The organism is Bacteroides sp. 519, assembly GCF_010500955.1.
GTDB lineage: Bacteria > Bacteroidota > Bacteroidia > Bacteroidales > Bacteroidaceae > Bacteroides.
The window spans coordinates 44,666-58,239 of the sequence record NZ_QVMJ01000024.1 but is presented as its reverse complement, the minus strand read 5'-3'; the positions used below and the strand labels follow the sequence as shown (position 1 = coordinate 58,239).

The following is a 13,574-nucleotide window of genomic DNA, read 5'->3' as shown; positions in this document are numbered from 1 at the left end:
TAATTAAAGACCCGCTATCCTTTCTTGGATAGCCTGAGCCACTTTTTAGTGGCTTTTTTAGTTATTATAGAATAACACCGATCTTTTCAGCCTAAATTTTGTTTCTTTTGTATAACATCATTAGCAACAATTTAACATGACTAAAAAGTGGATAAAGAGAATAGTTATTGGTTTATCAACCCCAATAGCTATTCTTTTAATAATCATTATTCTATTATACATACCTGCCGTACAGAACTTTTTGCAGAGAAAAGTCACAGCTTATGTATCCCAAACTACTGGGATGGACATAAGCATTGATCGTGTTAATCTTCGCTTTCCGCTTGACCTTGTTGCCAAAAACGTAAGAATTATACAGGCACCCGACACTATACTTGCCCTCGAAAGTCTTGGGTTAAAAGTAAAACTACGTCCTTTAATGAGTGGTAATATCGAAGCTCATGGTGTATTTCTTGAAAATGTACATGTAAATACAGCAAACATGCTACCAACAATGCAACTCAAAGGGACCCTTGGACGCTTTTACCTCGATACACGGGTAATAAACCTGTCACAACAACTGGTAGATCTTGAAACAGCCGAGCTGAACGATGCTACCCTGTTACTGACAATGAAAGATACCGTAGTAGTATCGCAGGATAGTACTGAGACTGCCAACTGGAAAATTGCCCTGCCAAACCTTGAAGTAAAAAACGTTGCTTTTACCCTAAATATGCCTGCCGATAGTATGGAGGTAGCTACCTACATTGGCGATGGAAAGATAAAAGACATTCTTGCCGACCTGGGGCAACAGTTATACAGTGTGCAAAATATCTCAATCAATAATACCCGGGCAATTTACGGACAGGATAATATAGTAAACATATCATCCATGTCGGGACAGTTTTATATGGATTCTGTAAAATTGATGGTGCCCAACTTAAACCTGCAAACACCATATTCGGAACTGAACCTGCGTGCCCAGACACTTTGGAACTCCAATACACCATTCGATATAAATAGCTTAGAGGCCTACTTCGATGCCCGACTGGGAAAACAAGATGTTCTATTATTTGCAGGTAATATGCCTGCATCCTTTCAAAAAGATTATCCGGAACAGCCATTGGTTGTACAAATCGGTGCAGAAGGAAATATGGAAAAGATACAGATATCCCGCCTTACTGCCGACCTTCCGGGAGCGTTCAGCCTGAAAGGCGAAGGCCAAATACTTAATCTGCAAGATAGCCTGAACCGTTCGGCCGATATAAACATGCAGATGCAAACCCAGCGTCTTGACTTCCTATTTAGTATGGCCGATGTAGCCCAAGACGGGTCGATTGTAATTCCTCCACTAGCAGCCAATGCCAACATTAAGATGAATGGCCCGCAGTTGGTAGCCAATCTTCTGGCGCGCGAAAGCGTAGGAACCATACAACTAAATGCTGATTACAACCTAAACAGCGAAGCATACAAAGCCAATCTGGAAATAGATTCTTTACAAGTAAACCATTTTATGCCTAAAGATTCCATTTACAGCGTATCGGCTACTGCCAGTGTTACCGGGCGAGGAATCAATTTCCAATCTACCCGCACAACAGCCTCGGCCAAAGCATCTGTAAATGCGTTGCAGTATGGCCGTTATAACATAACCGGCATTGATCTTACGGCAGAGTTAAAGAATGCACTGGCAACTGCCCGCCTTACCAGTAACAACGCACTCTTGGTTATGGATGCCTGGGGCGAATACAAAACGAACTCGCGCAACTTAGATGCACGCGCCTCTGTAAACATAGCCGATGCAGACTTATATGAATTGCGGTTGATTGATAAACCAATGACCAACACCCTGTCTTTATCCCTCGCCGCCGAGGCGCAACAAGACTCGGTGAACTTGTTTTTAGTATCCGGTGATTTGGAAGCCAGACTGCGCGCACAGGGTCCGCTGCAAAAACTGATCAACCAGTCGATGGCTTTTAGCCAAGAACTTGCCAAGCAAATAGAAGCGCAGGAATTAAATCACAAAGATTTAAGGAACTCGTTACCTACTGCCCACCTCAACATAAAAGCCGGACAAAAGAATCCGGTGAGCCGCTTTATGTTACCCGATAACATCCGCTTTGCCAACTTCAGAGCGGGCTTTGTAGTAAACCCCAACCGGGGAATTAACGGTGCCGCAAGGATTTACGGTTTACATGCCGATACCCTGCAACTGGACACTGTATTTATAGTTGCTTTCCAGGATACTGCCCGGTTAAACCTTCGTGCCGGTGTAGCAAATGGTCCCAGGAATCCACAATATACCTTCAAAGCATCCATAACCGGAGAGGTACGAAGCAACGACGCCGAAGTATTGTTAGACTTTAAAAACGAAAAAGGTATAACCGGACTTCGGTTGGGTGCCAACGTTAAGCCTGCAAGCAATGGTTTTCAGGTGCAACTCATTCCCGAGAATCCTATTGTAGCATTCCGTGAGTTCAGTTTCAACAATCACAACCAGGTATTTATCCGCAACAACGGAAGAGTACTGGCCGATGTGCAGATGTTTAATAACGAAGGCATGGGCCTCAGTGTGCAATCGTTGCCCGATACCACATATCTGCAAAACCTTGATATTGAGGTTAGAAGAATAGAGTTAGAAGATATCAGCAAACTATTGCCTTACTACCCCAGTTTCTCGGGACTGTTTTCGGCCGAAGCTACTTTTCAGCAGTCGGAAGAGAACATACAACTATCTACCGAAATGCGCATAGGCGACCTTTTTTACGAACGAAAACGGGCCGGCAACATTGGCATTGGTGCAACCTGGCTACCAGGCAACCAAGACAAACATTACATTGATGCCTATGTAACGTTGGAAGATATACAGATACTAACAGCAAATGGCAGTTATCAGGGTGGTAAGCAAGATGAATTCGATATAAATACCAATCTGGAACATGTGCCAATGTACTTTGCCAATCTATTTGTGAACGAAGACCTCATTGAGTTTGCCGGCGATCTGGATGGTAACTTAAACCTTGAAGGTTCTATCAATAAACCACTAATGAATGGTGAGTTGATACTGGATAATGTAGAATTCTATTCTAACCCGTATGGATTAACCTTCCGTTTCGAAAACCGGCCGGTAAAGATTAAGAACAGTCGTTTGGTGCTAGACAAGTATGGAATATATACTTCGGGCAATAATCCATTTACGATTGATGGTGTTGTTGACTTCAGTAATCCAAGCAATGCCAGAGCCGATTTATCACTAACAGCCCGAAACTACGAACTAATCAATGCCCGTCGCCGCAGCGGTCGGTTACTTTATGGAAAAGCCTATTTCGACCTTAATTCTACCATAAAAGGGCCATTGAGCGAACTGGTTATGCGCGGTAATATAAATGTACTTGGCACAACCGATATTAATTATGTGCTTACCGACTCGCCCCTTACCGTACAAGATAGGTTGGGCGATATGGTTCAGTTTGTATCTTTTGCCGATACTGTTTCGGTTGCACAAAACGAACCAACCATTGCATTGGGCGGTTTGGATATGATAATGACTATAAACATAGATCAGGCTGTAAAGATAGGGGTCGACCTCACTACCGACCGCAGCAATTATGTTGACTTGGAAGGGGGTGGCAATTTAACATTTCAGTACACTCCTCAGGGCGATGTAACACTAACGGGCCGGTACACACTTACAGGTGGTAACTTAAAATACTCCTTACCTGTTATTCCTTTGAAAGAGTTTTCGATTGATGAAGGCAGTTATGTAGAATGGACAAACAATTTGATGAACCCCAATTTAAACATCAGAGCCTCGGAGAAAGTACGGGTAAAAGTGCCCGACCAAGGCGATAACAACACATCGCAGATGGTATTTTTTGAGCCCTCTATTGTAATAAAGAATACATTGGAGAATCTGGAACTAGAGTTCGATGTTAGTGCTCCCGAAAACTCGGACATACAAGCCGAGTTGCAAGCCATGGCACCCGAAGAACGAAGCAAGCAAGCCGTTGGCATAATGGCGGCCGGTATTTACCTTGCCCGCGGTTCGGCTGGCGGAGGACTGAATATGTCGGCATTAAGCAACTTTATTCAAGGACAGCTTTTTGGGTTTGCAGGCGATTTGCTTAACTCATCGAACTTCTCGATTGATACAGATACATACAACGATGCCTCGGGAACCCGCACCGATTTTAACTTTAAATACTCTCAGCGTTTCTTTAACGATCGGGTACAGGTTATTATCGGAGGAAAAGTGTCGACCGCAGATACAGCCGAACAGGCAGAATCGTTTATAGATAATGTTTCGCTTGAATATCGTTTGGATAATTCAGGAACAAGATATGTACGCCTCTACCACGACCGCAATTACGAGAATGTGTTCGAAGGCGAGATTGTTGAAACAGGTGTCGGCCTGGTGCTTCGCAAGAAGGTAAACAGGTTGGGCGAGTTGTTTATATTTAAAAAGAAGAAGTAATTATGATAAAGAATATCCAAAGCCTTATAGCAATAGCGTTGCTCCTTTCCTCCTGTTCAACCACCAAGAATCTCGACGAGGGTCAGATGCTTTACAAAGGAATCAAAAAAACCGAAATAGCAAACGACCCCAAATCGGCCGTAGGCAGCGAAGCCATTGCCGAGGTAAAAGCAGCATTGGCCAAAGCACCCAATGGAGCATTGTTTGGAAGCAGTTCGGCAACACTACCCAAACCGTTGCCCATAGGGTTGTGGATTTTTAATCAATACAATGACTCTCAAAGCAAACTGTCCCAGTGGATTCTGAAAAAGTTCGGTTCTAAACCAATTTACATATCTACTGTTAATCCGGGGTTACGTACACAGATTGCAACCAACCAACTGCGCAACTACGGATTCTTTAACGGTACAGTTAGTCATACCGTTAATCAGAGAAAGGACAAGAAAACAGCCGATGTTTCGTACTTTATAGATATGAAAGACCCTTTCTTTCTTGATTCTATAGAATACCGTAACTTCTCTGACAACGCCATGCGCATCATTATGGGTGGACAAGGCAGGCGCAAGCAACAACTTTCGGAGAACCGTAGTTTGCTGCGAAAAGGAGCCCAGTTTAATGTAGACGATTTGGAGAACGAGCGTCAGCGCATAAGTGCCCGTCTCCGTAACAGAGGATATTATTATTTCCGGCCCGACTTTATTGGTTATCAGGCAGACACAACTCGCGTACATGGTCTGGTTGATTTGCGTGTGCAACCCAAAGTAGGAATACCCATGGCTGCCAACAAGCAATGGCGCATTGGCGATATATCTGTACTTCTTTTCGGGGTGAATGGCGAAGCACCTAATGACTCTACCTTGTACAAAAACCTGACGATTCATTACCACGATAAGTTACAAGTACGTCCTAAGGTGCTACTAAACCGCATCCGGATGCAAAGTGGACAATTGTATTCGCAAAACCGGAGTACCAGTACCCAGGAACGGTTTGCCGAACTGGGTATCTTCCGCTATACCGAAATGCAGTTTAGCCCAAAAGACAGCACTGCAACCAATAACCTGTTGAATCTTGATATTAAAACAGCTTTCGATTTGCCTTACGACAGTCAGCTGGAATTAAACCTGGCCACCAAAAGCAACGATTATGCCGGGCCCGGTGCCACATTCACTGTCACTAAAAAGAATATCTTCCGGGGTGGCGAAAGTCTTACAGTGGGCATAAAAGGTTCTTACGAATGGCAAACCAAGTCTACCCCCGGAGCAAGCGATTCGAAAATCAATTCGTACGAGGTAGGTTTAAATGCTTCTTTAAACTTCCCCCGGATTGTTTTTCCGCACTTGGGTAGTAAAGAATGGAACTTTCCGGCAACAACCACATTCAGCCTGAATGCCGACTTATTGAACAGAGCCAACTTTTTCAAAATGCTTGCCTTTGGAGGGAATGTAACTTATAATTTTCAGCCCACAGTAGTTAGTAAACACTCTATAACACCGGCTAAGCTAACATTTAATGTATTGCAAAGTACCACCGATACTTTTAAAACCATAATGGACAACAACAAGGCATTAGCACAAAGCATGGAAAACCAGTTTATTCCGGCAATGAACTATACCTATACATACGATGATATGTCCCTGCGCCGACGTACTAACCGCTTTTGGTGGCAAACCAGTTTTACATCGGCAGGCAATGTTACATCGGCCGTTGGAGCTATTTTTGGTAAAAAGTTTAGCGAGGAGAAGTATCTTCTTGGTTCAAAGATGGCTCAATTTATTAAACTAACCAGCGAAATACGCTATACATGGAATATCGATAAAAATCAATCTGTTGCCACCCGTTTAACAGGTGGGGTAGCTTATGCTTACGGATCAAATAAAACGATTCCATATACCGAACAATTCTTTATAGGAGGAGCAAACAGTATCAGGGCATTTACCGTACGCACCATAGGGCCCGGTTCTTATGCACCCGACGAGGTTTCCAGATACTCCTACCTCGACCGTACAGGTGATATTAAGATGGAGGCAAACATTGAATACCGTTTCCGCATAATCAAAGATCTGCATGGCGCCATATTTCTTGATGCCGGTAACGTTTGGCTTATGCGCGATCAGAACAATGACCATCCGGGTGGTAAATTTACCCTCAAAGGCTTTGGAAACAATATTGCGTTAGGTACAGGTGCCGGCCTCCGCTATGATCTGTCATTCCTTGTAATCCGGTTAGATTGTGGAGTGGCTCTGCATCTTCCCTACGAAACCGGCAAAAGCGGATACTACAATATACCAAAGTTTAAAGATGGAATGGGGTGGCATCTGGCTATTGGTTATCCGTTTTAAAAAAGATTGTGTAAGTATGTAATGGTAAAACCGGGTGTTTGTGTGGACAAAACTGTCCGCGTTCGGACACCCGTACTATTTTATAATCATCTCATTATCAGCCATAAAATCAATCTGGCACACTCATTGCCTTATAAAAGCATAACTCACAATTTAAAAAACGAATATGGGAATTATCAATTTAGAAGGCATTACCAAGATATATCATACAGACGAGGTGGAGACTATTGCACTGGAAAATGTAAATCTTGAAGTAGAACAAGGCGAATTCCTTTCGGTTATGGGCCCCTCGGGCTGTGGAAAAAGTACGATGCTAAACATTACCGGATTGCTGGACTTACCCTCGGAAGGGAAAGTTTATATCGACAATATAGATACATCGGGTATGAAAGATGGCCCAATGGCGGAGTTCCGGAATAAAACATTGGGGTTTGTGTTTCAGAGTTTTCACCTTATTAACTCTCTTAATGTGCTCGATAATGTAGAAATGCCCTTGCTTTATCGGAAGTCGAGCGAAAAACAACGTCGGGAACTGGCAAAAGAAGTACTGGAAAAAGTGGGATTGACTCATCGTATGAGGCACTATCCAACTCAACTTTCGGGCGGACAGTGCCAGCGTGTTGCCATTGCCCGCGCTATTGTAGGTAACCCCAAGATTATACTTGCCGACGAGCCTACGGGAAATCTGGATAGCAAAATGGGACGCGAGATTATGGATATTCTTCACAAACTGAATAAAGAAGGAACCACCATTGTAATGGTAACACACGATGAACACCTAGCTAAAGAAACCGGACGCATTATCCGCTTTTTTGATGGAAGAAGAATTGAGTAAATGAAAATATACTTCAAGCAGGCCATACAGATACTAAAACAGAATAAACTGATGAGTATCATTGCCATACTAGGTACGGCACTGGCCATTATGATGATAATGACTATTATAGTATCCGAAGAAATAAAGAATATAAGTGTAGCACCTGAAATAAACAGAAATACTACATTCTATTTGAGCCGGGAAGTGCAAAAAGATACACTTAATAACTCAACCAGCAGTGGTTATATTGGATACGCACCTTATCGCGACTATCTGTCGCAGATGAAAACTCCTCAATATGTATCAGCGCTAACTACGGGAGTTTTCAAGTTATCCATACCAGGAATGGAAGAACTAAATGTATATGCCAAACTAACCGACGAAAAATACTGGAACTTGTTTGCTTTTACTTTTATTGAAGGAAGAGGTTATACTGCTGAAGAATTTGCATCGGGTGTAAAATATGCCGTAGTATCTCAAAGTACCGCCCGTAAGGTTGCCAAAGGAGAAAATATTCTGGGCAAGGACATTTTGCTGAATAACATTCCTTACCGGGTTATTGGCATAGTAAAAGATGTTCCGCATATATTCCGTAATGCTTATGCACCTATTTGGTTACCATATACCTCGGTACCACATAAACAAAAGGCTTTTAGTGTTTTTATTAAGGCCAAAGATAAAAAAGATTTCCCGGCAATTTATGCCGAAACAAGAGAGGCGGAGCAGAAATTTAATGCAGATAATAAACCCTTGACAATAGCATGGGCAGGGCCTTACAATCATAAAACATTCGCTATGCAAATCAATGCCAATAATCAGGAAGAGCTTAAAAGTAAACTTGCTGTTCAGTATCGCAAAAAGATATTCATATTTATCATCCTGTTACTTGTTCCTGCCATTAATCTGTCGGGATTCAGTTTATCGCGTATTAAAAAGAGAATGAGCGAGATTGGTGTACGCAAAGCATTTGGGGCCAAAAAGTATGTGATACTAATGCAGGTTCTTTACGAAAACTTTATCACTTCACTTATTGGTGGCATACTGGGATTGTTGGCTTCTTATCTGGTGATTTATCATATGCGAACCTGGCTTCTGGATATTCCAACAGATAGCAATATTCCAATCAACACCCTGGTGTCTCCATGGATATTTATCGCTGTATTTGGTATATGTGTTATTATAAACCTCTTATCGGCAGGGCTGCCAGCCTGGAAAGCATCCCGGTTGCCTATCACCAATTCTATTAATCAAAACGACAGAGAAGTATGATACAACATCTATTTAAAATAATATGGCACGAGCGTAAAACCAATGCTTGGATTGTACTGGAGTTTATTGTGGTATTTTGTATTCTTTGGTTCTGTATTGATTACTTTTATTTTCTGGGGAAAAGCTATTTCGAATATTCCGGATACGATGATAAACACACATATATAGTAGATATAAGTGCTAATTCGTTGGAACAAGAGCCCGATGAAGATACGCAATATTCAATTACCAACACCCTGTTAGAGCGTATAAGAAATTACCCCGGAGTTGAATGTGTTAGCATATCGAGTGCAGCCATACCTTATGCATGGAGCAGCAGTTCATGGGGTGTTCGGGTAAATAATGACTCTACTTATTACACAGCACAGGTAAGAAGAGTAACCCCCGATTTCTTTAAAGTATTTAAAATAGAATTTGAACGCGGAAAAGCTTTCAGTCCTTACGAAAGCGATAAAGAGTTGGTGGTATTCCCCGACCGTAACGGAAAGTTTGGCGAATATCCCAATGCCAGTATCAATGCAATGGATATGCAAACGATTAGTTATGGTGAAAAAACATATAATGTATCAGGGGTTACTCAAAGGGTAAGAACACATTTCCTTGATCCCTTTTATAGTGGGATTTTTATTCCAATGGAAAAAGACGACATAAGCCCCGAGCAGGAAATTGTTATCAGAGTATCTCCACAAGCGGATAATACAGATTTTGTTATCCGGTTCAGTGCCGACATGAAGGCTCAGCTTGCAATACCTCCTTATAGCTTTACCAAATTATCAAAAATAAGCGAACGGAAAGAACAATATTTCTCATGGCGAGCCGATAATAATGTGAAAAGTATATCAGCCATTATAATTTTTCTGGTGGCCAATATTCTGTTGGGTATTATCGGTACTTTCTGGGTGAAAGTACAATCGCACAAAGCCGAAACAGGATTACGTTTAGCATTGGGAGCATCGAAAAAACAAATTCGTTGGATGATGCTCACCGAGGCCTTGTTAATGTTATTTCTTGCCAGCATTGTATCTACTTATATCTGTCTCAACCTTGGACAGACCGAAATACTGCAAGGGTTAGGTATACCACTGGCTGATAGGGTAATGGCAGGCATAGGATCAGGGCAGGACTTTATTAACTATATTGTAACTTTTGTTTTACTTGCTTTATTATCAGGAATAGCCGTATGGTTTCCGGCAAAGCTATCTACTGATATGAATCCGGCAGATGCTTTAAGGGAGGAATAATTTATTTACAGTTTGAAACTGATTTATTTTTTGCTTATCTTTGTTAGAGATAACAATAATAAAGAGGAGAATATTATGACAACAATAGAATTGGAAACTCGGAAAACAGAACTCTTCAAACTTATAGCCAATAAGATAGACACAGAGGATATGTTACAAGAAGCAATCGCTTTATTAAAACGACTTGTTTCTTCTAACAAAGATAATAACCATTGTGAAACTCAGGAAGAACTGCATCAAAGCATATCTGAAGCAATAGATGAATTCCATCAAAGAAAAACAATTCCGCACAAACAAGTTAAGCGTAAGGTATTATGACATTAGAACTCGAATGGTCTTCTAAAGCTTTAAATGATCTCGATACTTTATACAACTATTATTATGTACTTGCACCTCAAGTGGCTACCCGCTTATATAACGAAGTTATTGACGAAGCCGAACAGCTACTTAATTGGCCTAATATAGGTAAAATAGACCATCGCTTTTCAAATACTCCGGGAGTTGTACGTTCACTTGTTATTCTTGATGGTTTGTATCAGATGTTCTATTATGTTGAAGGTAAATATATTGTTATAGCTCGTGTATGGAACTGTCGGCAAGACCCCAAGAAATTAGATTTATGATAGGTAGCAGAAAGTTTAAGCCATGATATTAATTTGTGATGATGACGCAACTGTACGCTCTTCGTTAACCCTTGTTCTAAAAAGGGCCGGCTACGAGATAGCTACAGCCGCTACCCCTAAAGAAGTTATAGATTTTGTGCGCCATACTTGTCCGCAACTTATATTGATGGACATGAATTACTCCAATACCACTACCGGACAAGAAGGATTGGAACTCCTGGCCAAAGTAAGAATATTCTGCCCCGATGTACCTGTAATATTAATCACAGCCTGGGGATCAATAGGTTTGGCAGTTCAAGGCATACGAGCTGGTGCTTTCGATTTCATTACTAAACCATGGAATAACCTGATGCTTCTTAACAGCATAGAAACCGCCATTCAACTATACGAAGAAAGCGGAAAAGAAGACATGTCAAACCAAACCGATGCTTTCCATAAAATAATAGGTAAGTCACCCCTGTTAACACAGGTATTACATACAGTATCCCGCATTGCAAACACCAATGCCCCTGTACTTATTACAGGAGAAAGTGGAACTGGGAAGGAACTGATTGCCGAAGCTATACATGAAAGCAGCAACCGGAATAAAAGCCCTTTTGTAAAAGTAAACCTGGGAGGAATTTCGCAATCTTTATTCGAAAGTGAGATGTTTGGCCATAAGAAAGGGGCTTTTACTGATGCACACCATGACCGTATCGGTCGGTTCGAAATGGCCAACAAAGGCAGTATCTTTCTGGATGAGATTGGTGAACTAGACCTCACCTGTCAGGTAAAATTGCTACGGGTATTGCAAGATCAAACATTCGAGCCGTTGGGCGATAGTAAAACTCATCAGGTTGATACCCGGATAATCAGTGCAACCAACCGCAGCCTTCCGGAAATGGTGGTAAACGGTGCTTTCCGTGAAGACCTTTTTTATCGTATTAATTTGATAACAGTCAGGGTTCCGGCACTTCGCGAACGTTTGGAAGATATTCCATTGCTGGTTAATCACTTTGCTACCAAACAGGCCAGTGTGCTGGGGAAGAATAAAATTGAGATATCATCCGAGGCTATCAGTTACTTAAAACGCCTGCCTTATCCGGGTAATATACGCGAACTTAAAAATCTTGTAGACCGAACCATTCTTATATCCGGCAAGGATGTTATTACAGATATTGACTTTAAAGAACAATATACCGAGATACCAATGTCAGCAGGTTCCTTACCCGACTCTGTGCAATCGTTGGAAACTGTCGAAAAAAATATGATCCGCAAAGCCATTGCCCTATATGGTGGCAATCATTCGAAAATAGCTACAGCGTTAGGATTAACCAGACAGACTTTGTATCGGCGGCTTGAGAAATATGACATAAAATTACCAGAGTAGTTATTAGTTACGAGTTACAAGTAATAAGCATACTTGTAACTCATAACTTGTAACTCATAACTATAATATGAGATACAAACTCTTTTTGGGCTTACTTATTGTTTTCCTGGCAGGTATCGGCATGGGAGCCGTTTATATGTATTTAAAAATGGAATCCAAACCTTTATGGATTCTACCAGGTATTCTTGTTGTCCCTATTATTATTTATTTCTTTCTCAACAGGAAATTGATTAAGCCCTATCAGTTAATCATTAATGGGCTAAAAATGTTGAATGAGCAAGACTTTTCTACACGTTTACGCCCCGTTAAAGGCAAAGAAGCCAATCAGATGATAGAGGTTTTTAACCGTATGATGACTAGCTTACGGCAAGAAAGGCTACTGGTGAGGGAAAAGAATAAATTCCTTGATCTACTTATTCAAGCATCTCCACAAGGAATTATCATCCTTAACTTTGATGAACGAATAAGCGACATTAACCCCGCTGGGCTTCATTTGTTGGATATCAAAGATTTATCTCTGGTGAAAGGTAAGCTTCTTCAGGAATCGGGTTTGGAGCTAGCACAACAACTGGGAGCCATGAAGAAGGAAGATGAAATTGTGGTTCGCACTTCCAGTATATCCATATACCGTTGTGTGCGGTCGGCCTTTGTTGACCAAGGGTTTGAACATCCGTTTATTTTGATTGAAGAGCTCACACGTGATCTTTTGAGGATCGAAAAGGAATCTTACGAACGCATTATCCGCATGATGTCTCACGAAGTGAATAATTCCGTAGGTGCCATAGGATCAACCTTAAGTGTTGTTTCAGAAATATTTCGGCAGGGAGAGGAAAAAGAATGGGAAGATGTTCTTCCGGCAGTTGAGGCTTCGCATGACCGGTGTGGTAATCTGGCACAATTCATCAGTAATCTGGCACATGTGGTACGAATACCTGAGCCGTCTGTTACCAGTGTTTCGTTGAATGAATTGGTTTGTTCTGTCGATGCTCTTACCCGTATGGAGTGTCAGAAACGCAACATCAAGTTAACCCTTATGCCTGATATAAAGGATAGATTGGTTCATATAGATGGAATTCAGTTTGAACAGGTATTGGTGAACATAGTTAAGAATGCTTATGAAGCAATAGGCTCAGATGGAGAGATAAAGATCAGCACCCAATCTTATCCCACAACAATTACTATTGAAGATAATGGGCCGGGGATACCGCAGGAAGTTAAAGAAAAATTATTCACTCCTTTCTTTACAACGAAATCTACGGGCCAAGGTATTGGACTAATGTTTGTTAGGGATGTTTTAATGAACCATGGGTGTAAATTCAGTTTGAATTCAGGGGATGGCTGGACACGGTTTGTTATTCACTGTATTGATTCTGATACTCCGTCGGCATCGTAAAACTCTTCCTTAAAACATTTGCACTTCCTTATCAAACTCCGGTTTCTCATTTACGAAAAATCGGAGTACATAC

General features: G+C 41.5%; 9 protein-coding genes. All 9 read left to right on the top strand.

Translation table 11 applies throughout. The features are described from left to right. The first annotated feature begins 136 nt into the window (after positions 1–136). The 9 genes from D0T85_RS17290 (at position 137) to D0T85_RS17250 (ending at position 13,501) form a co-directional block, all read left to right on the top strand. A complete protein-coding gene (locus D0T85_RS17290; RefSeq protein WP_203558517.1) occupies positions 137–4,450 on the top strand; it encodes a translocation/assembly module TamB domain-containing protein in 4,314 nt (1,437 codons plus the stop codon). A gap of 5 nt (positions 4,451–4,455) precedes the next feature. After that, positions 4,456–6,789, top strand: a complete 2,334-nt coding sequence (locus tag D0T85_RS17285) for a BamA/TamA family outer membrane protein (protein WP_370460001.1) — start codon at positions 4,456–4,458, stop codon at positions 6,787–6,789. Positions 6,790–6,955: 166 nt separating this feature from the next. Then, complete coding sequence (locus tag D0T85_RS17280) at positions 6,956–7,624, top strand: ABC transporter ATP-binding protein (protein ID WP_163214778.1); 669 nt, start codon at positions 6,956–6,958, stop codon at positions 7,622–7,624. Then, positions 7,625–8,875, top strand: coding sequence for an ABC transporter permease (locus tag D0T85_RS17275; protein WP_163214777.1), 1,251 nt, complete (start codon positions 7,625–7,627; stop codon positions 8,873–8,875). Next, positions 8,872–10,116, top strand: a complete 1,245-nt coding sequence (locus D0T85_RS17270) for an ABC transporter permease (protein WP_163214776.1) — start codon at positions 8,872–8,874, stop codon at positions 10,114–10,116. Before D0T85_RS17275 ends, D0T85_RS17270 begins: the two co-directional genes overlap by 4 nt. Positions 10,117–10,191: 75 nt before the next feature. After that, on the top strand, positions 10,192–10,434 hold the full coding sequence (locus tag D0T85_RS17265) for a hypothetical protein (RefSeq protein WP_163214775.1): 243 nt from the start codon (positions 10,192–10,194) through the stop codon (positions 10,432–10,434). Beyond that, a complete protein-coding gene (locus tag D0T85_RS17260; protein ID WP_163214774.1) occupies positions 10,431–10,739 on the top strand; it encodes a type II toxin-antitoxin system RelE/ParE family toxin in 309 nt (102 codons plus the stop codon). The genes D0T85_RS17265 and D0T85_RS17260 overlap by 4 nt, the downstream gene beginning before the upstream one ends. 22 nt (positions 10,740–10,761) lie before the next feature. After that, on the top strand, positions 10,762–12,108 hold the full coding sequence (locus D0T85_RS17255; protein WP_163214773.1) for a sigma-54 dependent transcriptional regulator: 1,347 nt from the start codon (positions 10,762–10,764) through the stop codon (positions 12,106–12,108). 67 nt (positions 12,109–12,175) lie between these two features. After that, a complete protein-coding gene (locus D0T85_RS17250) occupies positions 12,176–13,501 on the top strand; it encodes a PAS domain-containing sensor histidine kinase (RefSeq protein ID WP_163214772.1) in 1,326 nt (441 codons plus the stop codon). The last annotated feature ends 73 nt before the right edge of the window (positions 13,502–13,574 follow it).

Coding starts and splice junctions, on each gene's coding strand:
- D0T85_RS17290 (WP_203558517.1), top strand. CDS start 137: ATGACTAAAAAGTGGATAAAGAGAATAGTTATTGGTTTATCAACCCCA.
- D0T85_RS17280 (WP_163214778.1), top strand. CDS start 6,956: ATGGGAATTATCAATTTAGAAGGCATTACCAAGATATATCATACAGAC.
- D0T85_RS17275 (WP_163214777.1), top strand. CDS start 7,625: ATGAAAATATACTTCAAGCAGGCCATACAGATACTAAAACAGAATAAA.
- D0T85_RS17270 (WP_163214776.1), top strand. CDS start 8,872: ATGATACAACATCTATTTAAAATAATATGGCACGAGCGTAAAACCAAT.
- D0T85_RS17265 (WP_163214775.1), top strand. CDS start 10,192: ATGACAACAATAGAATTGGAAACTCGGAAAACAGAACTCTTCAAACTT.
- D0T85_RS17260 (WP_163214774.1), top strand. CDS start 10,431: ATGACATTAGAACTCGAATGGTCTTCTAAAGCTTTAAATGATCTCGAT.
- D0T85_RS17255 (WP_163214773.1), top strand. CDS start 10,762: ATGATATTAATTTGTGATGATGACGCAACTGTACGCTCTTCGTTAACC.
- D0T85_RS17250 (WP_163214772.1), top strand. CDS start 12,176: ATGAGATACAAACTCTTTTTGGGCTTACTTATTGTTTTCCTGGCAGGT.